Annotated in this window: 27 protein-coding genes; 12 read left to right on the forward strand and 15 right to left on the reverse strand. The window is 53.7% G+C overall.

Annotated features, from left to right (window positions below; all coding sequences use genetic code 11):
• Positions 1–202: 202 nt before the first annotated feature.
• Complete coding sequence (locus MWU63_RS05285; protein ID WP_213888318.1) at positions 203–1,426, reverse strand: sigma-54 dependent transcriptional regulator; 1,224 nt, start codon at positions 1,424–1,426, stop codon at positions 203–205.
• Positions 1,423–3,177 carry an ATP-binding protein gene (locus MWU63_RS05290; protein WP_213888319.1) on the reverse strand — a complete coding sequence of 585 codons (1,755 nt, stop codon included), beginning with the start codon at positions 3,175–3,177 and terminating at the stop codon, positions 1,423–1,425. Before MWU63_RS05290 ends, MWU63_RS05285 begins: the two co-directional genes overlap by 4 nt.
• A gap of 103 nt (positions 3,178–3,280) precedes the next feature.
• On the opposite strand from MWU63_RS05290, the gene MWU63_RS05295 reads away from it, so the two are divergent.
• On the forward strand, positions 3,281–4,465 hold the full coding sequence (locus tag MWU63_RS05295; RefSeq protein ID WP_213888320.1) for a cytochrome P450: 1,185 nt from the start codon (positions 3,281–3,283) through the stop codon (positions 4,463–4,465).
• A gap of 7 nt (positions 4,466–4,472) precedes the next feature.
• Here MWU63_RS05295 and MWU63_RS05300 read toward each other — a convergent pair whose 3' ends face one another.
• On the reverse strand, positions 4,473–4,934 hold the full coding sequence (locus tag MWU63_RS05300; RefSeq protein WP_213888321.1) for an Lrp/AsnC family transcriptional regulator: 462 nt from the start codon (positions 4,932–4,934) through the stop codon (positions 4,473–4,475).
• A 142-nt stretch (positions 4,935–5,076) separates the two neighbouring features.
• Here MWU63_RS05300 and cysG point away from each other — a divergent pair, with 142 nt between their 5' ends.
• The 8 genes from cysG (at position 5,077) to MWU63_RS05340 (ending at position 11,856) form a co-directional block, all read left to right on the forward strand.
• A complete protein-coding gene (gene cysG / locus MWU63_RS05305; RefSeq protein ID WP_213888322.1) occupies positions 5,077–6,477 on the forward strand; it encodes a siroheme synthase CysG in 1,401 nt (466 codons plus the stop codon).
• Entirely contained in the window at positions 6,474–6,782 is a 309-nt protein-coding gene (locus MWU63_RS05310) for a DUF2849 domain-containing protein (RefSeq protein ID WP_213888323.1), read from the forward strand. The genes cysG and MWU63_RS05310 overlap by 4 nt, the downstream gene beginning before the upstream one ends.
• Entirely contained in the window at positions 6,775–8,445 is a 1,671-nt protein-coding gene (locus tag MWU63_RS05315; RefSeq protein ID WP_213888324.1) for a nitrite/sulfite reductase, read from the forward strand. Before MWU63_RS05310 ends, MWU63_RS05315 begins: the two co-directional genes overlap by 8 nt.
• Positions 8,435–9,187 (forward strand): phosphoadenylyl-sulfate reductase, encoded by a 753-nt coding sequence (locus MWU63_RS05320; RefSeq protein WP_213888325.1) that lies wholly within the window; start codon positions 8,435–8,437, stop codon positions 9,185–9,187. Before MWU63_RS05315 ends, MWU63_RS05320 begins: the two co-directional genes overlap by 11 nt.
• On the forward strand, positions 9,187–9,603 hold the full coding sequence (locus tag MWU63_RS05325) for a DUF934 domain-containing protein (RefSeq protein WP_213888326.1): 417 nt from the start codon (positions 9,187–9,189) through the stop codon (positions 9,601–9,603). The genes MWU63_RS05320 and MWU63_RS05325 overlap by 1 nt, the downstream gene beginning before the upstream one ends.
• A gap of 64 nt (positions 9,604–9,667) precedes the next feature.
• The gene (locus MWU63_RS05330; RefSeq protein WP_213888327.1) at positions 9,668–10,489 is read left to right on the forward strand and encodes a ferredoxin--NADP reductase; all 822 of its coding nucleotides are present in this window, start codon (positions 9,668–9,670) and stop codon (positions 10,487–10,489) included.
• Positions 10,490–10,776: 287 nt separating this feature from the next.
• On the forward strand, positions 10,777–11,091 hold the full coding sequence (locus MWU63_RS05335) for a hypothetical protein (protein WP_213888328.1): 315 nt from the start codon (positions 10,777–10,779) through the stop codon (positions 11,089–11,091).
• Positions 11,092–11,118: 27 nt separating this feature from the next.
• Positions 11,119–11,856 carry a hypothetical protein gene (locus MWU63_RS05340; protein WP_247077174.1) on the forward strand — a complete coding sequence of 246 codons (738 nt, stop codon included), beginning with the start codon at positions 11,119–11,121 and terminating at the stop codon, positions 11,854–11,856.
• Positions 11,857–12,063: 207 nt separating this feature from the next.
• Here the strand turns inward: MWU63_RS05340 and MWU63_RS05345 are convergent, their stop codons facing one another.
• Together MWU63_RS05345 and MWU63_RS05350 are read right to left on the reverse strand one after the other, a co-directional pair.
• Positions 12,064–12,624, reverse strand: a complete 561-nt coding sequence (locus tag MWU63_RS05345) for a hypothetical protein (protein ID WP_213888330.1) — start codon at positions 12,622–12,624, stop codon at positions 12,064–12,066.
• An 11-nt stretch (positions 12,625–12,635) separates the two neighbouring features.
• Entirely contained in the window at positions 12,636–12,920 is a 285-nt protein-coding gene (locus MWU63_RS05350; RefSeq protein ID WP_213888331.1) for a hypothetical protein, read from the reverse strand.
• A gap of 221 nt (positions 12,921–13,141) precedes the next feature.
• Here MWU63_RS05350 and infC point away from each other — a divergent pair, with 221 nt between their 5' ends.
• Positions 13,142–13,657, forward strand: coding sequence for a translation initiation factor IF-3 (gene infC, locus MWU63_RS05355; RefSeq protein ID WP_247077176.1), 516 nt, complete (start codon positions 13,142–13,144; stop codon positions 13,655–13,657).
• A gap of 72 nt (positions 13,658–13,729) precedes the next feature.
• Here infC and MWU63_RS05360 read toward each other — a convergent pair whose 3' ends face one another.
• The 9 genes from MWU63_RS05360 to MWU63_RS05400 form a co-directional block, all read right to left on the reverse strand.
• Positions 13,730–14,122 carry a hypothetical protein gene (locus tag MWU63_RS05360; RefSeq protein ID WP_213888332.1) on the reverse strand — a complete coding sequence of 131 codons (393 nt, stop codon included), beginning with the start codon at positions 14,120–14,122 and terminating at the stop codon, positions 13,730–13,732.
• Between the two features lie 115 nt (positions 14,123–14,237).
• Positions 14,238–15,023 carry a xanthine dehydrogenase family protein subunit M gene (locus tag MWU63_RS05365; protein ID WP_213888333.1) on the reverse strand — a complete coding sequence of 262 codons (786 nt, stop codon included), beginning with the start codon at positions 15,021–15,023 and terminating at the stop codon, positions 14,238–14,240.
• Positions 15,024–15,036: 13 nt separating this feature from the next.
• The gene (locus MWU63_RS05370) at positions 15,037–17,403 is read right to left on the reverse strand and encodes a xanthine dehydrogenase family protein molybdopterin-binding subunit (protein WP_213888334.1); all 2,367 of its coding nucleotides are present in this window, start codon (positions 17,401–17,403) and stop codon (positions 15,037–15,039) included.
• 101 nt (positions 17,404–17,504) lie between these two features.
• Positions 17,505–17,987, reverse strand: a complete 483-nt coding sequence (locus MWU63_RS05375) for a (2Fe-2S)-binding protein (RefSeq protein ID WP_213888335.1) — start codon at positions 17,985–17,987, stop codon at positions 17,505–17,507.
• 86 nt (positions 17,988–18,073) lie between these two features.
• On the reverse strand, positions 18,074–19,084 hold the full coding sequence (locus tag MWU63_RS05380) for a molybdopterin-binding protein (RefSeq protein ID WP_213888336.1): 1,011 nt from the start codon (positions 19,082–19,084) through the stop codon (positions 18,074–18,076).
• A complete protein-coding gene (locus MWU63_RS05385; protein WP_213888337.1) occupies positions 19,084–20,067 on the reverse strand; it encodes an XdhC family protein in 984 nt (327 codons plus the stop codon). Before MWU63_RS05385 ends, MWU63_RS05380 begins: the two co-directional genes overlap by 1 nt.
• Complete coding sequence (locus tag MWU63_RS05390) at positions 20,048–20,545, reverse strand: DUF1203 domain-containing protein (RefSeq protein ID WP_348646214.1); 498 nt, start codon at positions 20,543–20,545, stop codon at positions 20,048–20,050. Before MWU63_RS05390 ends, MWU63_RS05385 begins: the two co-directional genes overlap by 20 nt.
• Before the next feature lie 77 nt (positions 20,546–20,622).
• A complete protein-coding gene (locus MWU63_RS05395) occupies positions 20,623–21,882 on the reverse strand; it encodes a VWA domain-containing protein (RefSeq protein WP_213888338.1) in 1,260 nt (419 codons plus the stop codon).
• Positions 21,883–21,953: 71 nt separating this feature from the next.
• Entirely contained in the window at positions 21,954–22,865 is a 912-nt protein-coding gene (locus MWU63_RS05400) for a MoxR family ATPase (RefSeq protein ID WP_213888339.1), read from the reverse strand.
• 113 nt (positions 22,866–22,978) lie between these two features.
• Between MWU63_RS05400 and MWU63_RS05405 the strand changes: the two genes are divergently transcribed.
• Complete coding sequence (locus MWU63_RS05405) at positions 22,979–23,602, forward strand: LysE family translocator (protein WP_213888340.1); 624 nt, start codon at positions 22,979–22,981, stop codon at positions 23,600–23,602.
• Between the two features lie 209 nt (positions 23,603–23,811).
• On the forward strand, positions 23,812–24,744 hold the full coding sequence (locus MWU63_RS05410; RefSeq protein ID WP_247077178.1) for a phosphoadenosine phosphosulfate reductase: 933 nt from the start codon (positions 23,812–23,814) through the stop codon (positions 24,742–24,744).
• A 134-nt stretch (positions 24,745–24,878) separates the two neighbouring features.
• Here MWU63_RS05410 and MWU63_RS05415 read toward each other — a convergent pair whose 3' ends face one another.
• Positions 24,879–25,262 (reverse strand): hypothetical protein, encoded by a 384-nt coding sequence (locus MWU63_RS05415; RefSeq protein ID WP_246531643.1) that lies wholly within the window; start codon positions 25,260–25,262, stop codon positions 24,879–24,881.
• Between the last annotated feature and the right edge of the window lie 28 nt (positions 25,263–25,290).

Raw genomic sequence — 25,290 nt, forward strand, 5'->3', positions numbered from 1 at the left:
CCTCTGGTGCATCTGTTGAAATAAGAGCGGTTGAGCGTTGGTCGCTCAAGAAAAACCTCATACGCTCATGCTTATCTGTATTTATAGCTATATATCAGCATTTTACGCAACATACCTCTTTCGGACTTGCCACGTCGGGCAATCGAACTGGCGGTATTTCACACAGGCAGAAGCGTAGATTGTGTGGTTTTCCGCACAATCCCTAACGGTAAAATTCTGCGCGAATCCCATGCTTTGAAAGTTTATCGTAAAAGGTTTTTCGCGGCAGTTTCAGGGCGCGGGCCGCCTTTGATGCGTTTCCCTGCTGTTTCCTGAGCGCTTCGACCAAAAGGGATCTTTCGACCTTTGCCATCTGTTCCGCAAAGCCTATTTCTTCCACTTCTTCCCCTTCCGAAAGGCCCATTGCAAACCGCATAGCTTCGTTCATCAGGGCGCGGGCATTCCCGGGCCAGTCTTGCGCCATAAGGCGGGAAATAACTTCGGGCGTGATTTCGGGCAGTGGCAGTGCCGCTTGCTCGCAAGCAATCGCGACATAGTGCCGAAACAAGACCGGTATATCTTCTGCGCGCTCGCGGATCGCTGGAATTCGAACGCTCATAACCTCAAGCTTATAGTAGAGGTCCGGGTTAAACCGCCCAGCCAGGGCTTCTGCCTGTAAATCACGATAGGTTGCTGCGATCACGCGGGTGGATTTCTCTGTTTCAAGGTTTTCCAGCAGCGCAAACTGCGTTGCTGGCGTCAATGCCGCAGCTTCGTCAATGAATAAGGAGCCATCTCCCGCAGCCTCAAAAGCCTGTCCCAGCGTTTCCGGAGACAACGACGCCGCAGAGACTTTTTGAAACGGCCGCATGGATGCCGCAGACAATAAATGGATAACTTCCGCCACCTTTGACGTTCCTGTGCCGGGCTCTCCGTAGACCAGAACTTCGGCAGAGGAGTGCGCGACAGACCTTACGCGCGTGCGCAAATCTTCGGCTTGCGGCGATATGCCAAACAACATGCGCGAGGCCGCATCGCCCGTTTCCAATTGACGTCTCAGTCTCCGGTTTTCAAGAACGAGCGCGCGCGTCTTCAGCGCCTTTTCGACCACCGAAAGCAGGTCTTTTGGCGCACATGGTTTTTCCAAAAACCCAAAGGCGCCAGCGGAAATGCCTTTGACCGCCATTGGAATGTCCCCCTCGCCTGTCAGCAAAATCACGGGCAAGTCCGGGTCAACCTCTTGTGCGTATTCAAGCAAGTGAAACCCGTCTTTTCCGGGCATTCTCACATCGGTGACAATCACACCGTCAAAATCAGGAACAATATGATCCTTTGCTTCGATATAACTGCCTGCCGGAATGGTGCTTAGATCAGCGAGTTCCAGTGTCTGGCCAAGCGCATCGCGCACATTCACATCATCATCAACCAATAAGACGCGATGTGTCATGCCGCCTCCTCTAGCCTGGCAGACGTCAGTTCAACGGTGAAAATGGCGCCACGTTCCGGGTGGTTGCGCCCACGGATTGCACCCCCAAAGCTTTGCACCAATCCGTAGGATATGGACAAACCCAACCCCATGCCTTCGGATTGGCCAACCTCTTTGGTGGAATAGAACGGGTCAAAAATCTTTTCAGGATCATCAATGCCCGGGCCTGTATCCCGCACGTGCAGCAAAACTTTGCCGTCCTCTTGCTCTAAAAAGAGTTCCAGGCGCTTTTCAGATGTTGCGCTCATGGCATCCATCGCGTTTGAGACCAGATTCATCACCACCTGTTGCAAACGAACGTCGCCCCCGCGCACAAATACGGGGTGGTCTGGCGCGGCCCAGTCCAACTTTACGTTTCCCTGTGCAATCCGCGCCTCTGAAAGTTCGAGCACAGCTTGCACTACAGCACAAATATCCACATCAGAAATCGGCTCGTTTTCCTGCCGCGCAAAAGCGCGCAGGTTTTTTATGATCCGTCCCATGCGCCGCGCCAGTTCTGAAATACGGGAAAGGTTCTGGCGTGCGACGTCTGGTTTGTTGCGCTCAAGGAAGACCTCGGCATTCTCTGAAAAGCTTCGGATTGCCATTAGGGGCTGGTTAAGTTCGTGGCTGATTCCCGCAGACATTTGACCAAGGGCCGAAAGTTTGCCCGCTTGAACCAGATCGGCCTGTGCCTTTTTCAACGCGGCTTCGGCTTCTTCCCGTTCTGCAATCTCGTGACGCAGGCTTTGGTTGACGGAAACCAGTTCTTCCGTACGTTCCGCAACACGGGTTTCAAGTTCTGCATTGGCAATTGCCAGGGTGCGCCGCCGCTCTGTCGCCCAAAACAAAAACGCACCAAATGCAAGGCAAAGCGCACCGGCAACAGCCGCCTGCAATGTCGCAATTCGTTCGGCCGGGGCGGTATCGACAAGGGCTTCACCAGTCATGCCAATCACTGGAAGAGGCTGCACCAGATGCAATGCGCGCTTGGGCAAGTACCGACCAGCATCAAGCGACCAAACCGAAAGCCCGCTAATCTGCCTTTCCTGATATCGAATGAATGGCTGCAGAGCATCCTGATTATAGCGTATCTCCGGCATCAAATCCCGCGTACGAAACAACAACTCTGATCGGTTTGCGACAAAGATAACTCCCTGATCATCCGTAAAAAAGATGGCCTGTGGATCACCGCGCCAATCTGATTCCTCGACGGTTTCCATGTCGACGCGCACGACAACCGCACCCGCCGGAAAACCAGCGTCAAACACCGGTGCTGCGAAAGCAAACGCGCGCCGCTGGCCATTTCCAACCTGCGCGTGTTCAACACCAAGCGCACCCTGCATGGCCCGTTTAAATTCGGCGGTGTTTGACAGGTTCAACCCAATCGCGGTCTTGTCTGACGACGCCAAAACCCACCCGCTGCGTGACAAGAACGAAATTTCAAGCGATCCGCTTTGGTCGGCTGTTTGCAACAAAAGGGCGCTTGCCCTGTCCCTTTCGCCCGCGCCTTGTGCAAGGGCGACCAATATCGGGTGGTCCGCCATCAGGACCGCCACCTGGCGAAACCGTTCCAGCTGACCAACGAGCCGTTCTGCCGCCGAGGACAGGTCTGCACGACCCCGGTCAGCAACCTGTTGCAGCCCAGAGGTGTAGGCAAACCACCAGACCCCACCGGCAAAAACCGAGACGGCAACTATAAATCCCAATACAGCCAGCAGGCGGCGCGGCATGAATTCCCCTTTAAGGCATTCCGGATACGAGGAAAGTTTATGCAGCCCGTCTTGCAAAGACCAGCGTCTTTCGAAAAACTCGATCCGAAACAGAAAGGTCCCCGTGCAACGGTTTTCGCAATCTCCGACAGACGCCGCGTTTGTTCAGAACCCTTACGCGTTTTATGAACGGGGTCGTGCGGCCGGTGAGTTGATTTGGTGGGACGACTATTCGTTGCCCTGCGCAACCAGCTACGACGCCGTAAACGCGTTACTGCGCGACCGGCGGTTCGGGCGCGAAATTCCCCAAGACAAGCGCCCTGAGATTCCGCAACATCTGGAACCATTTTATGCGGTTGAAGCGCATTCGATGCTGGAACTTGAAGGTGCGCGTCACACGCGCCTGCGTTCGCTGGTACTGCGCGCGTTCACATCACGACGTATTCAGACGCTTGCGCCTGAAATAGAAACCCTGTGCCATCAGTTGATTGATGTTTTTCCAGCAGAGGAGTTTGATCTGCTACCTCAATTTGCGCAGAAGCTCCCTGTCATCGTCATTTGCCGCCTTTTGGGCATACCGGAAGAGATGGGCAGCGAACTTTTGCGCTGGTCCAACGCAATGGTCACAATGTATCAGGCACGCCGCACAAGAGAGGATGAGTTTGCTGCGGTGGCTGCGACCGAAGCTTTTGTCAGCTTCATGCGGTCATATGTTGAAGAGCGGCGAAAATCCCCGCGTGATGATCTGATAACCAGCCTGATTGCAGCCGAGGAAGTGGGGCAAAAACTGACAACAGACGAGCTGATTACAACCTGCATCCTGCTTCTGAACGCGGGGCATGAAGCAACGGTGCATACGCTTGGCAACGGTGTAAAGGCGCTTTTGGAACACAACACTCGTTCAGATGCTTATTCATCTGAAAACATTGAAAGAACGGTAGAGGAGATTTTGCGCTTTGACCCACCGCTTCATATGTTCACACGCTGGGCATATGAAGACGCAGAAGAACTGTTCGGCCATTCCTTCAAGGCGGGTGACGAAGTTGGATTACTTCTCGCCTCTGCCAACCGCGATGATGCCGCCTTTGAAAATGCGGCCCGTTTTGACGTAAGCCGAGCTGTAAAACCTCACACTTCTTTCGGGGCCGGGGTTCACTTTTGTGTCGGCGCGCCGCTCGCTCGGTTGGAATTGCAGATTGCCATACCCATCCTGTTTTCACGCTGCCCCCAACTGACCATGACTGAGCCTGCGTTATACGCAAACCTCTATCACTTTCACGGTTTGAAAACCCTTATGGTATCGCGCTAGGCTACGATCAAATCGGAAGCATCGTTGTTGATTTCAGCTCTTCCATCGAAAGCAAGGCCGTCACATTGTAAATCCGCACCTCGGCGATAAGTGCCTGATAAAACACATCATATGCCCGCGCATTCGCCACACGCACCTTCAGGATATAATCAATATCCCCGGCCAGCCTGTGAGCTTCTTGCACTTCGGGTCTGTCTTGCAAAGCTTTCAGAAACTTTTTCTGCCACTCCGCTTCATGTTCTGATGTTCGGATCAAAACGAAAAAACAAGCCTCAAACCCAAGCGCCTCGGCGTCGAGCAGCACCGTCTGCTGTCCGATAACGCCAGCATCCCGCAATTTGCGGATTCGGTTCCACACAGGTGTCTTGGAAGAGCCGACTTTGCGCGCAATTTCGTCCAGAGATTGCCCCGCATCGCTTTGCAATTCCTTTAGGATCTTCCGATCTACATCATCCAGACGAACAGACATACCGCTTCCTTCCAACTTTTAGAACAGGTGTTCCTATTTCGACAATAGCCAGAACAAACGTCCTTATTCATTGCTGAGACTAGCCCATAAACGGGAAAATATCCTATATCAAGGACAGAAACGAAACGCAAAGGCGCAGTGGATGAAACATTTCCCGATCTTTATGGCAGTCGAGGGCCGCAAAATCACCGTATCTGGCGGTGGCGAAGCGGCAATTGCGAAGCTGCGCCTGTTGCTAAAAACAGAAGCACACATTTCGGTTTTTGCCACAAACCCTGCTGAAGAAATCAAGAACTGGGCCGCCTCTGGCAAGCTTTCACTGAAAGATCGGCCATTTCGGGCTGGAGACACAGCCAGATCTGTTTTGTTCTATGCAGCAAACGAGGATGCAGCCGAGGACGCCCGCGTCGCCGCGATAGCGGAAGATGAAGGGGCATTGGTAAACATCGTAGACAATCTGAATGATAGCCAGTTTATCACCCCTGCCATTGTTGACCGCGATCCGGTTACGATTGCAATCGGCACCGAAGGCGCAGCCCCAGTGCTTGCACGCGCTATCAAAGCTGATCTCGAAGAAAAACTCTCTCCTGTTCTGGGCATGCTCGCGCGTATCGGCAAAGCATTCCGTCACAAGGTTGAAGCCCTTCCAATGGGACGCAAACGTCGCGAATTCTGGGCTGACTATTATTTCAAGACGGGAACTGCCGCGCTAGAAGCTGATGGTGTCGAAAGTCTTCGTCCAACACTTGATAGCTTGCTGAAAGATCATCTGAGCCGCTCTGAACAGCCTGGTCATGTTGATCTCGTGGGTGCTGGCCCCGGTGATCCGGAGTTACTGACTCTTAAGGCGCGCAAGGCGCTGGATGCAGCAGATGTGGTTGTATATGACCGTCTCGTTGCCCCGGAAATTCTGGAGCTCGCCCGCCGCGAAGCGATTTTGCTGAATGTCGGAAAAGAAGGTTTTGGGCCTTCCGCCACTCAGGAAGAAATCAACGCGCTTTTGATTGAACATGCACAAAACGGTGCGCATGTTGTACGGCTGAAATCAGGTGATCCCACCATATTTGGCCGTCTTGACGAAGAAATAGACGCACTTGATGCCGCAAACGTTAGCTGGCGCATCGTACCCGGCATCACCGCTGCCTCTGCCGCAGTTGCAGGCATTGGGCAAAGCCTGACCAAACGTGGCCGCAACAGCGAAGTTCGCTTCCTGACAGGTCACGACATGAAGGGTTTTGCCGAACAGGACTGGCGTGCGCTTGCCCAAACCGGCGAAGTCGCCGCGATTTACATGGGTAAAAAGTCAGCCCGGTTCATTCAGGGTCGCCTGATGATGCATGGCGCTGCACCAAACACGCCCATAACCGTTATCGAAAATGCCTCTCGCCCAACGCAACGCATTGTTTTAACAGTTCTTTCAGAGCTTGGCAACGCATTGACCGAGGCAAGTCTGACCGGCCCCGCCCTGACCCTATATGGCCTCGCGCCCCGGGCGGCGCTCGCCCTTGCTGACACATTTGATAAAAAGGTTCTGAGCCTATGAGCCAAAACTTCGCCCCTAAAATCGTAACAGCGAACCACCTTGTTGAAGGTGATGTTATCTACCTGACCGAAAACGGTGACTGGTCTCGCAACCACAGCGACGCTGAGTTCATCACAGATGAGGCACGCGCCGCGATCCGCCTGGGCTTTGCCGAAGCACAACAGGAACGAGTTGTGGGTGCCTATCTGGCGGACGCAAAGCTTGGCCCGAATGGCCCGGCCCCAATCCACTTCCGTGAAGATTTCCGCTCTCGCGGACCTTCAAACTATCAGCATGGCAAACAGTCGGAGCAAACCAATGTATAAGTATAACGACTTTGACGAAGCATTTGTTCGCTCTCGTAATGCCCAGTTCCGCTTGCAGGTCGAACGTCGCGTTGACGGATCGCTAACCGAGGATGAATTCAAGCCCCTGCGCCTGATGAATGGTCTCTATCTACAGCTTCACGCCTATATGCTGCGGGTGGCCATTCCTTATGGCACGCTTGATTCCGCTAAAATGCGCCAGCTTGCCTATCTTGCTGACCGCTGGGACAAAGGCTATGGCCATTTCACTACCCGCCAGAATATCCAGTACAACTGGCCAAAACTGTCGGATGTGCCGGATATGCTTGACGCACTGGCTGACGTTGAAATGCACGCGATCCAGACATCCGGGAACACAATCCGCAACGTAACCGCTGACCATTTTGCAGGTGCATCTGCTGATGAAATCGAAGATCCGCGTCCAATCGCGGAACTGCTGCGCCAATGGTCAACGGATCACCCTGAATTCCAGTTCCTGCCGCGCAAGTTCAAAATCGCCGTATCTGGCAGCCCGACAGATCGCGCTGTGACGCGCGCGCATGATATTGGCCTGCGCATGGTGCGCAATGAGGCGGGAGAGCCCGGTTTTGAAGTCATTGTTGGTGGCGGCCTTGGCCGTACCCCGATGGTTGGCAAAGTGCTTCGTGAATTCCTGCCAAAGGCAGACCTGTTACCATACTGCGAGGCAATTGTAAGTGTTTACAACCTCTTAGGTCGTCGCGACAACAAATACAAAGCACGCATCAAGATCACTGTTCACGAAAACGGGCTTGATAAAATACGCGAGCTTGTTGACGCACGGTTCACACAAATTCGCCCAGAGTTTTCCGGGGTTGATCAGGAACATCTTGCCGAGATCGAGCGCCACTTTGCAGCACCTGAATTCGTCAGCGGCCCAACTGCTCAATATCAAACCGCGCGCGACACCAACCCGGCTTTCCGGTCATGGTCTGATACCAATCTGAGTGCGCATAAAAACCCTGACTACGCGATCGTCACAATTTCGATCAAGGCGCATGGTCAGACACCGGGCGATGCAACTTCTGATCAGATGCGCGTGATGGCCGATCTTGCCGAACAATATGGGCATAATGAACTGCGTATCAGCCACGAGCAAAACGTGATCCTGCCGCATGTTCACAAGAAAGACCTGCCGGCAATCTATGCCTCACTGAAAGAGGTGGGTCTCGCGACCGCAAATATCGGGCTGATCTCTGACATCATCGCCTGCCCCGGCATGGATTACTGTGCCCTTGCGACCGCACGCTCAATTCCCGTTGCCCAGCAAATCGCAACCCGTTTTGACGAGTTGAAGCTCGAGCATGATATCGGCGAACTGAAAATCAAAATCTCTGGCTGTATCAATGCCTGTGGCCACCACCATGTTGGTCATATCGGCATTCTTGGGCTCGACCGTGCCGGCGTGGAAAACTACCAGATCACGCTTGGCGGCGATGGTACAGAAAACGCCGCCATCGGCGAACGTGCCGGTCCCGGTTTCGCCTATGACGAGATCGTACCAGCAATAGAACGGTTGGTGCTTGGATATCTGGACATGCGTCTTGATGCTGAAGAACCCTTCCTTCAGACCTACAAACGCTTAGGTGCCGGCCCATTCAAGGCTGTGCTCTACCCGGAGGCAATCAAGAAAAATGCGGCATGAAACGCTACACCTAACCGTCAATGAGCGGGTGGAGCAGCTAAATGTACGGTACCAGCACCACGGGGCAACCTCGGTTCTGGAACGCGCACTTAGCGACCCATTTGTTGGACAAATTGGCTTGGTTTCGTCCTTCGGGGCGGAGTCAGTCGTGCTGTTGCATATGATTTCGATCATGGATCGAACCACGCCCGTTTTGTTTATCGACACCGAGATGCTGTTTGAAGAAACGCTCGACTATCAACTTGAGATTACAGAGCGGTTGAAGCTTACAGACGTACGGATTGTTCGTGCAACACAAGTGGACGTGAATCGCCTTGATCCGGCCGGAACATTGCATCAGCATGACACAGATGCTTGTTGTGCATTGCGCAAATTCGCACCCTTGCAAAAGGCCCTCTCAGGGTTTGATGCCTGGATCACGGGACGCAAAAGGTTTCAGTCTGACACCCGCGCTGCGCTCGACTTCTTTGAAAACGAAGAAAATAAGCGCATCAAGGTAAACCCGCTTGCCCATTGGACACGCGATGATGTGCGCGACTATATGGAAAACAATCGCCTGCCGCGCCATCCGCTGGTTGCAAAAGGTTACCCTTCGATCGGATGTGCGCCCTGCACATCACCGGTAAACGAAGGCGAAGACCCGCGCGCCGGGCGCTGGCGCGGCGAAGAAAAAATCGAATGCGGCATCCATTTTGTAAATGGCAAAATGGTACCCGGCCCCCTGCCCGTAGGAGCATCATGATGACGACACTTGTAACAGATACCGGGTTTCAGACCGAAGATTGGGCTAATGGCTTTTTCCGCCTTGAGGAACTGCCCGCAAACACACCGCCTGCCTTGGCCGTTGATCTGGACTCTGACGCGGAACCCGAAGCTTTGAAACCACATCTGTCCCATATCGATATGATACGGGTGGATTTCCCAAGCTTCGCCGACGGTCGTGGTTTTACCATTGCCCGGCGTCTGCGCATGATGGGGTTTCACGGTCGTTTGCGCGCCCGTGGCCATGTCATCGCAGATCAATATGCAATGGCGCGGCGCGCTGGCTTTGACGAAGTTGAAATCAGCGAAGACCTTGCCGCACGTCAGCCAGAGGATCAGTGGCAGTTCCGTGCGGACTGGCGTGCCCATGACTATCAGTCGCGGTTGCGGACCTAGACCTGAGCAAAACAAAATCTTATATCTCCCCAGACAGAGGGCGGGGCGCAGTCCCGCGTAAATTATGAACGAGCATGTAACAGTGAATGACGCCGCCCCGGTAAAAGCCGTACCCACCCTGCCCGACGCTCAGACCGTGACGTCTGTTAAACATTGGACCGACAGACTGTTTTCCTTTCGTGTGTCGCGTCCGCAAAGCCTGCGGTTCCGTTCGGGCGAATTCGTGATGATTGGCCTTATGGGTGAAAATGGCCGCCCTTTGCTGCGCGCTTATTCCATCGCCTCGCCAAGCTGGGATGAAGAGCTGGAGTTTTATTCGATCAAGGTGCAGGATGGCCCGCTGACATCACGCCTGCAACACATCCAGCCCGGGGATGAGATTATTCTGCGACCCAAGCCGGTTGGAACGCTAGTGCATGATGCACTGCTGCCCGGAAAACGGCTTTACTTCTTTGCGACCGGCACCGGTATCGCACCTTTCGCGTCGCTGATCCGCGACCCTGAAACCTATGAAAATTATGACGAAGTTATCCTGACGCATACCTGCCGCGAAGTTGCGGAATTGGAATATGGCCGCCAGTTGGTCGAAAGCCTGCGTGACGACCCGCTAATCGGCGAACTCGTCGGGGACAAGCTAAAGTATTACCCGACAACCACGCGCGAAGAGAGCCCGAAGATGGGCCGGATTACCGAACTTTTGAAATCAGGTCAGGTCTTTGAGGATCTTGGCATTCCGCCGCTAAACCCGGAAACGGACCGCGCGATGGTCTGTGGGTCGCTCGGCCTGAACAATGACATCAAGGAAATTCTGGAAGCCGCCGGACTGCGGGAAGGCGCGAATTCCGACCCCAAGGAATACGTGGTCGAAAAAGCCTTCGTCGGATAAAAACCAGACGAGTTAGAAAAGCAAAGCCCCGGTTTTATTCCGGGGCTTTTCGTGTTGTGGCACACAGGAACAGTCTAGTCGGCTGTAACGCGCTGATCTAACTCATCAGCGGATAACAACTTAATATACCGAAAGGATAGCGGCGCTGTGAAATGGTTAGACGGGGTCTTTACATTTCTTTAGGTTGTGTGACTTAATGGATTTATTCGCATTAGCTGATTTGCTTGCTCTGCCGAGCAGAGCGGTGTGAACAAAAAAACACCAAGTAATAAAAACAGGCTAAATCCATGACAGGCAGCTCATCCAAATTTCTGTTTCTGGCTCTGGCGATAATATTCCTTATTTTTGCTGGTTTGCTGTTTTATACTCAACGGGATCAAACAACTGCAGAATACAATATCTGTAGATCTGCGAAGCAAAATCCGGAGGCCGCAATACCTGCCTGTTCGGAGTTATTGTCGACTTCCGACCTCAGTGATACAAACCGCGCCAGACTATACCATTTTCGAGGTCGGGCATCGTTTTCTTTAGAAGACTGGCCGAATGCCGCAAAGGACTTTGAGCGTTCCACGGAACTGGTGCCGGATGACGATCTCTATTGACAGTGGCTAAGTGATGCCCTTGGTGAAATGGATGAATATCAAGCTGCGTTAGACGCAATTGAAATTGCTATTTCTCTCAATCCGTCCAGCAGATTCAACCACCAGCACCATCTGCAAATGTTGTGGCGTCTGGGGCGCATTGCAGAGATGGAAGCGCGCGCCAAACAATTGATGGCAGATTATCCGGAAGCGGCGTGGTTCCCCGAATTCCTAGGCTACGTGCTCCATCGGGAAAAGCGACATCAGGAGGCATCAAGGCATCTCAAAACTGGTTTGGCACTGGATCCGGCAAGCTCCTATGGAAGAAAAAAGTTCTTTGAGGTCTGCAGATCCGCAAATGACGCGTGCCCACCGCTATTTCCTGAAACTCGCCATATGAGGCCTACTCTGGAATGTGATCAGGCGTGGCAAGCAGCGGCGGACTTATTGCCAGCTTCAAGAAACGATGGGGTGGCTAGGACGATACCAGATTTGGTGCCTGACCCAGCCGGTAATCGATCATTGCAAAATCTTGTGGGTGGCCCGAAAGATGGCTGGGCTCTGGCGTATCCAGGGTTTATGGGCGCGGCACTCTCTTTTGAACAGGATGGCGATACAAAGAGTGCTGAGCACCTTATCATTTTCGATCGCTTGCACGAATGCACCCAGCAAAGCTATTTTGACCACCCGCTATTCGATCAACAAATGTATCTTCAGTTTCAGGTTCTCTATAGCAAGGAAATTCGTGAGAACCTTCTCGATCTTGCCCACCTGTCAGATGGATAACAGTAAGTGGAAGTGCTTTGTTTTGGTGCGGACTGATAGACTTGCGTGTGTGAGAAAGTTTTTCGAAACCACATCGATACTTCAGCCTTACGGATTCCAATCATTTACGAAAAAATTGCCTGCCGCGATTTCCGCGACAGGCATTGGTTGGGACTTTTTGTCTGCATGACACGTTGAAATTCAAAGCGCCACTTTAGAGGAGTCGGGTCAGAGACCCAACGCCTCTTTCACTTGTGTCAGGACTGACTCGACAAGATCAGGGTCCTCAGATGCTTGTTCGACTAGGGCTGACATCGTGGTTTTCTGGATGACGCCAAGGTCGGACCCATCAATCATTTCAATGACTTTCGCGGCGTCAAAACCTTCTGCTGTCAGTGCGGCATCAACCATGGGCTCGGTTGCCATTTCCACCGCTGCCTCTGTAGTTGTGTCAGTCACTGCCTCGGTGGCGGTTTCAGCAGCTTCCGTAGCTGTTTCTGTCACGGTTTCGGTTGCAGTCTCTACCGCCTCTGTTGCGGTTTCAGTCACAGCCTCGGTCGTCGTTTCAACAGCTTCAGTCGGTTCCTCGACCGCTTCGGTCACCGACTCGGTCACAGTTTCCACCGCTTCTCCCGCAGCTTCAGACGCTTCTTCCAGCGCGGCTGGCGTTTCAACTTCGCCAGAATCGCTCTCCATAACTTCACTAACTGGCGCGTTGCTTTGATAATAAGCGTATCCGCCAACACCCGCAGCCGCGAGCAAAGCCGCGATAATCCAAGTCTTATTCATTACTTTATTCCTTACTCTGTAATAGATTCGATAACGCCTTGAACGGCGTCTGTAGCTGCTTCTTCCGCTTGGTCGACAGCTTCTTCCGCAGCCTCAGACACAACTTCGCTTGCAGATTCAACCGCGTTTTCAACAGCTTCCGCAACGTCGCTTGTTTCTTCTGCTTCAGCAGCATCATCCGCGACAGCAGGTGTTTCAACGGTTGGTTCTTCCTCTGCAGTCTGGCTTTGGTTAAATGCATAGCCGCCAATTGCTACGACTGCGAGCAAGGCAAGAATGATCCATATTTTGTTCATCACAATATTCCTTTCCGTATTTAAAACGTGCTCATTAACGCGTGCTATGACAGATGACTGCGGATAGGGAAAGCATGCTAGGGGGAAACTGGCGGCTGTTTGCTCATCTTTTGCTGTTATCGGCTTGAATTGGCGGGGTTTGCCGTCTAGTTTCCCGCACAGCATTGCACAACTGTTGAAGGAAATTTGTTATAGCTCGCAGACCCCACAACGCCCCACCGGTGCGTGAAACTGGCCCCCGCGTAAATGAAAATATCAAGGGTACTGAAATCCGGCTAATTGGCGCCGATGGCGAAAACGTCGGAGTCGTATCCCCCGCCAGGGGCATGGTGCTGGCAGAAGAAGCTGGGCTTGACCTGGTCGAAATCTCGCCCAATGCGGTGCCGCCCGTGGTCAAGATCATGGATTTTGGCAAGTTCAAATACGAACAGCAAAAACGTGAATCTGAAGCGCGCAAAAAGCAAAAGATCATTGAAATCAAAGAGGTGAAGTTCCGCCCGAACACGGACACCAATGATTACGATGTGAAAATGCGGAACGTTTTTCGTTTTTTAAACAACGGCGACAAGGTGAAAATTTCACTCCGCTTTCGCGGGCGTGAAATGGCGCACCAAAACCTTGGCCGTGAACTGTTGGAACGCGTCGCAGAAGACACCAAAGACATTGGCAAAGTCGAAAACATGCCAAAAATGGAAGGCCGGCAGATGATCATGATGATCGGGCCACTGCCGAAGTAACGCTTTTCGTTCTGAAAAACGACTCAACGAGTAAAAACGCAAATGCCCCCGCTTTCGCAGGGGCATTTTTGTTTATGCAATCGCACGATCACCTTTGATCCATCTCCAAGCATCAACATAGTCGAATGCCAGTGAAATTACATTTATGAAAAGCAACGCCCAAAGATAGGTTTGATATTCGCCTACAATTGAATCGGATCTGATTGTCGTCCACAAAATCCAGATCAGAGGAGTCCAGCCAACAATGTGGGAAAATGCCATTGCTCTGGAAAAGCCGCGCTCTCTTGCCATGATGTAAAAGTTGGGCATCATGCCGACCACAATGGCCAACACTGCGATCAGCATCCCCCGCGGCTCTGAAAGAAATGCGAGACTTACCATATTGAGCGGGGCCAGAATAAATGCCAGCCAGATTTGCACCCACCCGGGTAATCTGCGAAAGCTTTTCCATATATCGATTATCATTTTCATACTCACGTTATTGGCGAAATTATCACCACAACCTAAACGTGTATTAACATGACTTCCACAAGAAAGGCCGCAGCACTGCTACTGCGGCCTTCAACTTTATGTGACGCTATCAGGCGGCCGAAACGGCACGCCCTGTCATCACCTTAACCAAATGCGCGCGATACTCGGCAGATCCATGCAAATCAGCAATCATACCATCTGCAGGGACCGAAAGTTCAGCAAGAGCACTCGCACTGAAGTTTCCGGAAAGCGCTGCCTCTGCGTCTGACCAGCGAAAGACACCGTCTTCGGATGCCCCGGTCACGGCAACACGCACACCGTCTGCATATTTCGCAACAAAAACACCAACCAGCGCAAACCGCGATGCGGGCTGCAGGAACTTCTGATAGTTCGCGGCCTCGGGAACTGGAAAACGGACTTCAGTGATGATTTCCCCCTCATCCAGTGCAGTCGCAAACAAGCCATCGAAAAAGTCATCCGCTGCAATTTCACGTGCATTGGTCACAATGGTTGCATCAGAAGCAAGGACCGCCGAAGGATAGCACGCCGACGGGTCATTATTGGCGAGCGAGCCGCCAATCGTTCCCCTGTTGCGCACAGCAGGATCACCCACGCCACCCGCAAGCGCAGCAAGTGCCGGATAGGCCGACGCCCCCGCAGCAACGGCTGCATGGCTTGTCGCCCCGCCGATGCAAAGTGCACCGTCGTCAGCCGTACAGATGCCCTGCATCTCGGGAATACCCGTCAAACTCACCAGCGTATCTGGCGAAGCCAGACGTTGTTTCAGCGTTGGGATCAGCGTTTGCCCACCGCCCAGCGCCTGCGCCTCATCCTTGGCCAAAGCGTCGACTGCACCGGCAATGGTAGAGGGTCGTTCAATGTTAAAAGCATACATGGCTCAATCCTCCTCAGGAATTCATCGCAGCCCAGACCCGGGACGGGCTGAGTGGCATATCAATATGGGTAACATTGGTGTGGCCCGCGCGCTGCAGCGCATCGACCACGGCGTTGACCACCGCAGGGGGTGAACCGATTGCACCCGCCTCTCCACAGCCCTTCACACCCAGCGGGTTGTGAGTACAAGGCGTCTGGCAACTGTGATCTACGGAAAACGACGGCAGATCATCCGCACGTGGCATTGCATAGTCCATATATGAACCCGTCAGGAGCTGACCGTTTTCATCATAGACCGTGTTTTCAAGCAACGCCTGACCAATGCCCTGCCCGATACCACCGTGAACCTGACCATCAACGATCATCGGGTTAACAATGTTGCCAAAGTCGTCAGCCGCAGCAAAGCTTGCAATCGTCACCTTGCCAGTGTCCGGGTCAACCTCTACCTCACAGGAGTAAGCTCCTGCAGGGTAAGTAAAGTTCGCCGGGTCGTAAAACGCGGTTTCCTCAAGCCCCGGCTCAATATCCTCAAGCGGATAGTTGTGCGGAACGTAGGCCGCCAGCGTCACATCCCCCCAGGCTACGGATTTATCCGTGCCCGCGACGGTAAACTGACCATCTTTCAGTTCAATATCGCTGTCAGAAGCCTCCATCAGGTGGGCCGCAATCTTCTTGGCCTTGGCGATGATCTTTTCTGTCGCCCGCACCATTGCAGAGCCACCAACTGCGATGGAACGCGAACCATAAGTCCCCATGCCCATCGGCACCTTCGAGGTATCTCCATGCACGATCTCGACCATGTCGGCATCGACCCCGATCATGTCTGAAATCACCTGCGCAAAAGAGGTTTCATGCCCCTGCCCGTGACTGTGGCTGCCTGTCATGACAACAAGGCCGCCAGTCGCGTTCACTCGCACGGTCGCACTTTCATACAGCCCGGCGCGCGCGCCAAGCTGACCAACAAGGTTTGACGGTGCGATACCGCAAGCCTCGATATAGCAGTTGACGCCAAGACCACGTAACATTCCCTTTTCGGCACTCGCAGCGCGGCGTTTTTCAAAGCCTTTGAGATCAGCGATCTCTTCCAGCTTGGCCATCGTCGCCTCATAGTCGCCTGTGTCATATTCCACCGCAACAGGCGTTGCATAAGGAAATTCAGTAACAAAATTCTTGCGACGCAGCGCAATCGGGTCGATCCCCATTTCACGCGCTGCTTTGTCGATGACACGTTCCAACTGAAACGTCGCCTCTGGTCGTCCTGCCCCGCGATACGCATCAACAGGCACTGTGTTGGTAAAAACTGCCTTCACATTCACGTAAATCAGCGGTGTCTTGTAGTTCCCCGCCATCAGCGTGCCATGCAGCCAGGTTGGAACAGACGGCGCGAAGGTTGAAAGATATGCACCCATGTTGGCATAGGTATCTGTCCGCAATGCCAGGAAATGCCCGTCTTTATCCAGCGCCAGTTCGATCTTGGTCACATGATCCCGACCCTGTGCATCCGAGATAAATGCTTCTGAGCGGCTTGCCGTCCACTTCACCGGGCGCCGGACCGCTTTTGCTGCAAAGGTACAAAACGCCTCTTCCGCGTAGTGAAAGATTTTAGAGCCGAATCCGCCGCCAACATCAGGGGCCACGACACGCAGTTTATGCTCGGGAATGCCAAGCACGAAAGCGCCCATCAGAAGCCGGATCACATGCGGGTTCTGGCTGGTTGTGTAAAGCGTATAGTCGCCCGTTCCGGCACTGTATTCCCCCACCGCAACACGCGGTTCCATCGGATTTGCTACAAGACGCTGGTTTTTCAACTCTAACGTTGTCACGTGATGGGCATTCTTAATTGCCTCATCCACGGCGTCGCGGTTTTCCTCAACGAATCCCCAGTCATAACAAAGGTTTGACGTCAAATCATCATGCACCTTGATATCGCTGTTTGCGACTGCCTCTTTCATATCGATCACGGCAGGCAGTTCTTTGATATCGACCACAATCGCTTCGGCTGCATCGCGTGCTGCCTCGGGGCTTTCCGCAACAACGGCGGCAATCGGATCGCCCACATGGCGTACCTTGCCCTGTGCCAGAACCGGATGCGCCGGCTCCTGCATCACTTCGCCAAACCGGTCAGTGATCTGCCAGCCACAGGGCAGTCCACCAATACCCTCAAAATCCGCCCCGGTGAAAATCCGGACGACCCCATCCATCGCTTCAGCGGCGGATGTGTCGACCCCTTTGAGTTCTCCATGCGCAACTTCTGAACGCAGGAAGTGAACATAGGCCTGTCCGTGTAAATTTATATCGTCGGTATAATGACCACTCCCGGTCAAGAACCGCACGTCTTCGCGCCGCTTTGTGCTGGCACCGATGCCTCCGTCTTTTGGCATGTTTTCCTCCCTGAACAAAGGGGGGTTCTCTTGCGAACCACTCCCTTTCTTTATTCTATAAATATCCAAAATCTACGCGTATCAATCGCACAGACATTGGCTTATTCCGCGGCGATTGCTACGTCCTGACCAGATGCAGCCTGAATAGCCTTCACAATGTTATGGTAGCCGGTACACCGGCAAATATTACCTTCAAGATAGTGACGAATCTCTGCTTCGCTTGGTTTAGGATTCTCCGCAAGCAATGCCGCTGCCGACATAACCATGCCCGGCGTACAGAACCCGCACTGCAACCCGTGATGGTCCTGAAACGCTTGCTGTAATGTGGAAAGCGACCCATCGGCATTCGCCATGCCTTCAATGGTGGTCACTTCGGCCCCATCTGCTTCGGCGGCGAACATCGCGCAGGATTTAACGGCTTGCCCATCAACATGCACAACACAGGCTCCGCATTGAGAGGTGTCGCACCCAATGTGAGTCCCGGTCATCTCCAGGTCTTCTCGCAAAAATTGTGATAAAAGCGTGCGTCCTTCGACGGTACCGGAAACGGCCTTACCGTTCACGGTCATTTTGACCTCGGTCATTCGATCCTCCCAGATTGATATGTTTGACAGGAGTAAAGCACGACAAAACGCCGTTGAGAACCGTTTCTTGACCCTTCAGTCTAATTTTATCGTGATTGCTTTGGGTCCCGGGGCTGCGGGCGGGTCGGAATCTCTTTCAGCAAGCCACCGACACCCATGCGTGCAATGTCGTCATCGCTCACATCAAGCCCGCAACATATACGCTCCAGCACCCAATCGGCACCGTTCAACGCAGGCGCACGCGCGCACCCCGGCAGCCCGATAACAGGATGGTTCCCAAAAGCACCCAGAAACAACAGGTTGCCAGGATCGACGGGCATCCCAAACCGTGTAACATGCCCACCGGCTCGGCGCAGACCTTCAGGGGCCACATCGGCGTTGTCCGAGGTCGCAGACGCTGTCAGCAACAAGATGACATCGCCTGTTGCCTCTGCGATGGCCGTCGCAATCGAATTCGTATCATGCTTACAAATCCGGGTTTCGCAAAGATCAGTTCCAAGTGCTGTTAGCCTCGCAGCAATCGCGCGTTGTCCTTTACTATCTTCTTTCTCTGGTGCGTTGTTCAGCTCTGTCAGGATCAGGCTCGCGTTTTTGTAAACCGCTGGCCGCACGCGAATTGCGCCCTCCAATCCCTTCGCAGCCTGCGCCAACGCTCGCTTTTCTACCCCATAGGCAATTATTTTGACGGTTGCGACCATTCCATTCGGTTTCGTGCGCTGGAGCGGGGAAACCGTTGCAAGGGTAATCATCGGCTCGACCCTGTTCGCCGCATGAACGGCCTCTGCGTCAATTTCAACAATACCCGGCACAGTCGCATAAACATTTACCCGCCCTGTAAAAGCCTCGGACAAACGCAGGTTGAGCGCCGCCGGGTCCGGTGCTAACGCATGTGCAAGCTCTGCCGCAGCGCTGTTTTCATCAACGTCATCGGGTGACAATTCAGCGACAATCACGCTCTCAATTCCGGCAGCGCGGAGCGACGCAACCTGCTCCACATCAAGAACAGCACCTTTTCGAAGCCGTCCAGATGGTAATTTCACCGAATGTGCAAGCACCGTACCTTCGGCCTGATCAAGGGGCACAGGGCCAAACCGCATTAGCCTTGCCTCAGGCGTTGTGTAATTTCAGCCATGATCGAGATCGCAATCTCGCTTGGCGATTTCGCACCAATATCAAGGCCGACAGGCGCATGAATGCGCCCGATTTGTTCGTCTGAGAATCCCGCCGTAAGCAGCCGGTCGACCCTTTTGCCATGCGTGCGTTTTGAGCCGAGACTGCCAAGATAGAACACATCAGAATTCAGGGCCGCCATGATCGCAGGATCATCCAATTTTGGATCGTGCGTCAGTGTCACAACGGCTGTTCGACTGTCCAGCCCGCGCGCGGCCAGGGCCTCATCCGGCCAATCATCAAGGATCACCTCGCCCGGGAAACGCGTGTTTGAGCCAAAAATCGGGCGCGGGTCGATCAGCACCGCGTCATATCCGGCAAGTCGTGCCATTTGCATTAGCGGCTGTGCGATATGAACCGCACCAATCACCGCCATACGCAACGGTGGGTTATGGATTGCGATAAACACCTCGTCTTCGAAACCCGACCTGTCACTGCGGAACCGCGTTGCAAACTCAACTCCCAATGCGCCGTCATCTCGCCCGGCAAGTCTGCGTTTCCAAGTTTCAGTGTTAACAACATAGGCGACCGGGATGCGTGCGGCGCGGCGCCGGACAAGATCTTCAAGCAGTTGCTCTGGCAAGACTTTCCCGACAGGTTCCAGCAAAATCCGAATCCTGCCACCACAGGCCAAACCCACTTCAAAGGCAGTTTCATCACTAACGCCAAACTCCAGAATGCGCGTTTCACTCTGCTCCAGCGCCTCTTGTGCCTCGACAATGACAGCACCTTCAACACACCCCCCGGAAACTGACCCGGCAATTTCAGCCGAGCCACTGATTACCAGTTGGCTGCCCACGGGTCGCGGCGCCGAGCCCCATGTTTCAATCACAGTCGCCAGAACAGCACCCTGCCCCCCGCGATGCCAGGCCAGTGCTGTTTCCGGAATATCATCGTGATGAAGGGTCATTCCTGCGTGTTATCCTAAATGTGAAACAATTATTCGTAGCAGAGCGAACATCAACATAAGCAACCTTTTCATCAGAAAAAAGAGTTTCGCAATAACTCTCCACCTCTGACGTCGGAGTTATCCGCCCGGAGCCATAGATAATACGATTATTGGAACCATAGGCTTTCAACAGGCATTCTGACCGGTTTTTCAGAACCGGCGGTTGTGAGGTTCCGCTGTACGCAACGCACGCATCCGCACACAGAAAGATCGGACCGGCTTCCGCGTAAGGCTGCAGTTCGGGAAAGGGGCGCGCGGCACAAATCAGCATCGGGGCCCCTTTTGGGATTTCATCAAGACAGTGACGGCATGGGTTGCCGCCCCCGTCTGAGATACTGCGCTCAGCAGGCTGACCATTTGCATCCGGAGCACCACTACGAATTGCGGCGACCCAATCGCTGTCATAAGGCTGGTATGTAAGGGGCATCATCGTCTCCATTTATTGTTTCTGCCTCTTACTTGGATCAAATTGAAACAGGTTCCGACCCGATTCCTGCGGTTAAAACGTTGCTCTGGTCATTCCTGAAGCGCTGCCAAAAGACGCTCCTTTTCACCAGTATCGTCGGTTCTTGAAATCGCTTCAGCCAAAGCTTCAAGTGACGCGATGTTGTGGCCCGCGCGAAAACTGTCGACATGCGGCAGCATCGCCATGATGCCCCGCGCTTTTGGAGCGAAACCCTGCCAGCGCAGCAAGGGGTTAAGCCAAATCAGGCGGCGCGCAGAGAGATGCAACCGCTGCATTTCTTTGGTCAGTTCCTCCGGCGCATCCCGGTCAAGCCCGTCTGTGATCAACAAAACAACAGCACCTTGTCCCAACACCCTGCGCGACCAGTCGCGATTAAAACTATGAAGGCAGGCGCCGATACGTGTGCCGCCTTCCCAGTCCTGCGCCTCTGACCCGGCGGCGGTAAGCGCTGCGTCCACATCTTTCTGACGCAAATGCCGGGTGATATTTGTCAGCCGGGTTCCAAATGTAAATCCAAAGACCTTGGCCCACCCCGCACCCTTTTGATTGGCGACGGCGTGCAGGAAGTGCAGCACCGCACGGGAGTAGGAAGACATTGACCCGGAGATATCACAGAGCACCACAAGGTTTGGCCAACGTGTTTTAGGTTTTTTCCAGGCGAGGCGTTCAATCTCGCCGCCGCGTCGCATGGCCAAGCGCATTGTGCCGCGCCAGTCAGCGCGTTTGCCAAGGGCATTCGGCGCAGTCCTGCGCGATACCATCGGACGCATCGGCAGTTTCAGACGCGCGAGCATGCGTTTTGCTTCTGCCATTTCGGCGGTGCTCATCTGCTCAAAGTCAAGGCTGCGCAACCGTTCTTCGGCAGACATTGTGAGGGTTGCGTCGATTTCAATCTCGCTTCCCTCTTCTTCGCTCTCGGGCAAATCAGGGACGTCTCTTTCCACTCCGTCAAGCAGCGCTTCTGCGGCGCGGCGCTCTGCAGATTTTGCGGCACGTTCTTCCTGCACTCCGCGCACAGCGGGCAACAACATCGCCATCATATGTTCAAGATAGCGGGGGTCGCGCCAGTAGAGCCTGAAAATCTGGTGGAAAACAGCGCGCTCTTCGGGTTTTGAGACAAAACAGGCGTGGAGCGCCCAATAGAAATCAACTTGTGTGCTGAAACCGGTTGCTTGGACAGCGCGGATCGCGTCGATCACCCGACCGGGACCCGCCTTGAGCCCGGCAGCCCGTAACGCCCGCGCGAAATGCGTGATGTTATGGGTGAGTTTGCCGTCTTCGGGCAGATCCAGCGGGGCATATTCAGGCATGAGCGCAAGACCAAGGTGGGGGGCTGTCTGCCCCCAAACCCCCCGAGGATATTTTTGGGAAAAAGAAAACATCAGGCCGGAACAAGGCTTTGTTTTGCTTCTTCAAGCAGGCGCGTTGTTTCTCCGCCGGTAAGGCGCTGGATGTCATCCTGATATTTAAGAATTGCACCAAGTGTATCCGCGATCACCTCGGGTGAGAGGCTGATCACATCAAGCGCAAGCAAGCATTTCGCCCAGTCGATAGTTTCTGCCACGCCCGGTTTTTTGAACAGGTCTTCTGTCCGCAGGCGTTGAACAAAGGCAACGACTTCGCGGCTCAGCGCCTCTGATGCTTCTGGCGCGCGGGAATGGAGCACCTCGATCTCACGTTCAAAGCTCGGGTAATCAACCCAATGATAGAGGCAGCGACGTTTCAGGGCATCATGCACCTCGCGTGTGCGGTTGGAGGTAAGAATCACGATGGGCGGTTCTGCCGCCTTTATCGTGCCAAGCTCGGGCACTGTAACCTGAAAATCACTGAGGGCTTCGAGAAGGAACGCCTCAAACGGCTCATCCGTGCGATCAAGTTCGTCGATCAGAAGAACAGGGGCACCACCCGGTTGCGGACGCATCGCTTCGAGCAACGGGCGGGTGATCAGATAGTCTTCGCTGAACAGTTCCGCCTGAAGCGCGTCGCGATCCGCGCCACCTGCGGCCTCTGCCGTGCGAATGGCAACCATCTGGGCCGGAAAGTTCCATTCATAAACTGCAGAAGACGCATCCAGCCCTTCGTAGCATTGCAACCGAATGAGCCGCCGACCGAGGGCTGCTGAGAGTGCCTTTGCTATTTCGGTTTTGCCAACGCCTGCCTCGCCTTCGAGAAACAGTGGTCGTCCGAGGCGCAATGCCAGAAAAACGACAGTCGCCAGAGCACGGTTCGCGATATATCCCTGCCCCGACAGCAGCGTTTCCACCTCATCAATGCTCGAAACTTTCTGACCCATAGAATTCTCCCTTTGTGCCATAGCTCTGCATGTGACCCGCTGACGGTCAAGGGGGAGGATTGACAAGACTTACTGTTGAACGCCAGATAACGGAGTTTTGAAAGGGAGTCCCCATGTCACTTGAGCTTTGGTTTACCTTTGTGCTTGCCTCGGTTGCGCTGGTGGTCATTCCGGGCCCAACAGTTCTGCTGACAGTTTCCTATGCTTTGACGCAGGGGCGCAGAATCGCGCTGGCAACGGCAGCAGGTGTTGCGCTTGGGGATTTTCTGGCGATGAGCGCGTCGCTTGCCGGGCTTGGGGCGCTGGTAGCCACCTCTGCCACGTTATTTACAGTGCTTAAGTGGGTAGGTGCGGCGTATCTGGTTTACCTTGGTGTAAAGCTGCTGCGTGCGCCAGCGATGACTGTAAAAATTGACGAAGAAACAGCCCCTATTGGTGCTGTCGCGATTTTTTGGCATGCCACTGCTGTCACGGCGCTGAACCCTAAAAGTATTGGCTTTTTCATTGCATTTGTTCCCCAATTCATGCGCCCAGAGCAGCCCCTGATGCCGCAGTTTGTAACGCTGATCATCACCTTCGTTACAATCGGAGCGATTAGTGCGTTTTCTTACGCAATGTTGGCTGACCATCTGCGCCGCTATATTCGCCGCCCAAGCGTGATGCGCTGGATGACACGAACCGGGGGTGGAACGCTGATCGGAATGGGCGCGCTTACCGCAACGCTGCAGCGCAGTTGAGTCGCCGAGAATAATTCACCTATTTGCGTTTTATTTTGCCGTTTTTGGCAACATCCCTTGGGTAAGGCGCGAACTGTTGCCTATGACAAAACAAATTCTTGAAAACCAGCCTTTGCTTTCGCAATTCTGCCCCATTGCGATGCAAATCAGGGTAAACATAGACTGATGCCCGTCAAATCCATTTAACCCGTGCAAAAGGACCGCTCCCTATGCCGCATTCTGCCGCCGGCCAGACACCGTCCTTGCAGGACCTCGCGTTTGAGGACTGGCTTGAGGCGTTGGATGAGGTGGCAGAGGAACGCGGCTATTTCCAGCCGGTTGGCCCAAACCATTCCGCGCTGTTTACTGACCGGGACCCGGTATTGCTGGTCACTTTTGAGACGGTCGAAACCATTCGTAACGAATGCGAAAAGGCCCTACCGCTTGGGTTTGACCTTGTCGAAGGAAAAGACTGGTCACAGCTTTGCCTGATGGCGCATAGCGCAAGCTGGTTTCGTGACAAAGCAGTCTATGCCTATTTTGACCGGTTAATAGACGACGGTTTTTTCGAAGATTTCGACAAGGTTGTGTTTTATGGCGAAGGCATGTGTGGCTATGCGGCCGCAAGTTTTTCGGTTGCTGCACCGGGCGCCACTGTCATCGTGGTCCAGCCACAGGCAACACTGGATCCACGCATTACAGAGTGGGACCGCCGCTATCCTGAAATGCGACGCGAGGATTTTAAAAACCGTTATGGATATGCGCCTGACATGATCGAGGCCGCAGAGAAAGCATTTGTGGTTTATGACCCGGTCGAGGCGCTGGATGCAATGCATGCAGCCCTGTTCAACCGATCCCACGTGAGCAAGTTGCGTTGTCCATGCTTCGGCCGGAAAATCGGGCGTGACTTGCGGAACATGGGCATTCTTTTGCCATTAATAGAACAGGCCTTTGAAGACACATTGAGCGAACAGTCTTTTTACAAGTTGTTTCGCGCACGCAGAGAGTATTTTCCGTATTTGCGGCATCTGGTGGATCGCCTTGAAGACAATGACCACCTGCGGTTTGCAGCAGCAGCCTGCCGTCATGCAATCATACACACCGGCGCTAGCTTGGAAAGCCGTCTCTCTGCGATCGAAAAAAGCATGTCAGAGGAGACGTAACCGCCTTCCGTATCGATACAAAAGCCACTTGCATGCGTCACCGCCCCGTTAGCCTTGTCTGAAGGGTAAGTCGGGACTGTGTTGCTCGTGACAGTTTTGAGGGACTGTTTTGACACCCGAAAAAGTGCCCGAATTCAGCAGTAAAACATGTCGCTGAAAACGTGACGAATGATATCGTCTCGTTTAAGACCCATTTGCGCCAATTCCGCATCGGATTTTGCTTGTAAAATCTGTACGATCTGCTGCCGCGATTTTTTCTCCATACTGGAAACTATCGCACCGCCGATTGAAGAGAACACGCGACCGATCCAACTTGAGGAAATGCTGCCGCGTGTGAATGTCTGTGTCGTCGCCATAAGAAACCTCATTCTATCTGAGTTTGGTTTCCTCCCACCCTCAAGATAGCCAAAGGATCCGGCACTTAAAACGGACAGTACTGCATTGCCGGGTTTCCACAGATGCATGGCTCTTTTCCGCCCGTTGCCCGTCTTCTGTTTAGATTCCCGCAGATTCCCCATAGCCCCGCGCTCCCGGATTGTGTAATCC

Source organism: Pseudohalocynthiibacter sp. F2068, from assembly GCF_023015645.1.
Classification (GTDB): domain Bacteria; phylum Pseudomonadota; class Alphaproteobacteria; order Rhodobacterales; family Rhodobacteraceae; genus Pseudohalocynthiibacter; species Pseudohalocynthiibacter aestuariivivens.

Coding starts and splice junctions, on each gene's coding strand:
- MWU63_RS05390 (WP_348646214.1), bottom strand. CDS start 20,545: ATGGAGACGATGATGCCCCTTACATACCAGCCTTATGACAGCGATTGG.
- MWU63_RS05350 (WP_213888331.1), bottom strand. CDS start 12,920: ATGAACAAAATATGGATCATTCTTGCCTTGCTCGCAGTCGTAGCAATT.
- MWU63_RS05380 (WP_213888336.1), bottom strand. CDS start 19,084: ATGCGGTTTGGCCCTGTGCCCCTTGATCAGGCCGAAGGTACGGTGCTT.
- cysG (WP_213888322.1), top strand. CDS start 5,077: ATGAAACATTTCCCGATCTTTATGGCAGTCGAGGGCCGCAAAATCACC.
- MWU63_RS05300 (WP_213888321.1), bottom strand. CDS start 4,934: ATGTCTGTTCGTCTGGATGATGTAGATCGGAAGATCCTAAAGGAATTG.
- MWU63_RS05320 (WP_213888325.1), top strand. CDS start 8,435: ATGCGGCATGAAACGCTACACCTAACCGTCAATGAGCGGGTGGAGCAG.
- MWU63_RS05410 (WP_247077178.1), top strand. CDS start 23,812: ATGCCGCATTCTGCCGCCGGCCAGACACCGTCCTTGCAGGACCTCGCG.
- MWU63_RS05325 (WP_213888326.1), top strand. CDS start 9,187: ATGACGACACTTGTAACAGATACCGGGTTTCAGACCGAAGATTGGGCT.
- MWU63_RS05290 (WP_213888319.1), bottom strand. CDS start 3,177: ATGCCGCGCCGCCTGCTGGCTGTATTGGGATTTATAGTTGCCGTCTCG.
- MWU63_RS05285 (WP_213888318.1), bottom strand. CDS start 1,426: ATGACACATCGCGTCTTATTGGTTGATGATGATGTGAATGTGCGCGAT.
- MWU63_RS05375 (WP_213888335.1), bottom strand. CDS start 17,987: ATGACCGAGGTCAAAATGACCGTGAACGGTAAGGCCGTTTCCGGTACC.
- MWU63_RS05370 (WP_213888334.1), bottom strand. CDS start 17,403: ATGCCAAAAGACGGAGGCATCGGTGCCAGCACAAAGCGGCGCGAAGAC.
- MWU63_RS05405 (WP_213888340.1), top strand. CDS start 22,979: ATGTCACTTGAGCTTTGGTTTACCTTTGTGCTTGCCTCGGTTGCGCTG.
- MWU63_RS05315 (WP_213888324.1), top strand. CDS start 6,775: ATGTATAAGTATAACGACTTTGACGAAGCATTTGTTCGCTCTCGTAAT.
- MWU63_RS05360 (WP_213888332.1), bottom strand. CDS start 14,122: ATGATAATCGATATATGGAAAAGCTTTCGCAGATTACCCGGGTGGGTG.
- MWU63_RS05335 (WP_213888328.1), top strand. CDS start 10,777: ATGACAGGCAGCTCATCCAAATTTCTGTTTCTGGCTCTGGCGATAATA.
- MWU63_RS05365 (WP_213888333.1), bottom strand. CDS start 15,023: ATGTATGCTTTTAACATTGAACGACCCTCTACCATTGCCGGTGCAGTC.
- MWU63_RS05310 (WP_213888323.1), top strand. CDS start 6,474: ATGAGCCAAAACTTCGCCCCTAAAATCGTAACAGCGAACCACCTTGTT.
- MWU63_RS05415 (WP_246531643.1), bottom strand. CDS start 25,262: ATGGGGAATCTGCGGGAATCTAAACAGAAGACGGGCAACGGGCGGAAA.
- MWU63_RS05385 (WP_213888337.1), bottom strand. CDS start 20,067: ATGACCCTTCATCACGATGATATTCCGGAAACAGCACTGGCCTGGCAT.
- MWU63_RS05330 (WP_213888327.1), top strand. CDS start 9,668: ATGAACGAGCATGTAACAGTGAATGACGCCGCCCCGGTAAAAGCCGTA.
- MWU63_RS05345 (WP_213888330.1), bottom strand. CDS start 12,624: ATGAATAAGACTTGGATTATCGCGGCTTTGCTCGCGGCTGCGGGTGTT.
- MWU63_RS05340 (WP_247077174.1), top strand. CDS start 11,119: ATGGATGAATATCAAGCTGCGTTAGACGCAATTGAAATTGCTATTTCT.
- MWU63_RS05395 (WP_213888338.1), bottom strand. CDS start 21,882: ATGCCTGAATATGCCCCGCTGGATCTGCCCGAAGACGGCAAACTCACC.
- MWU63_RS05400 (WP_213888339.1), bottom strand. CDS start 22,865: ATGGGTCAGAAAGTTTCGAGCATTGATGAGGTGGAAACGCTGCTGTCG.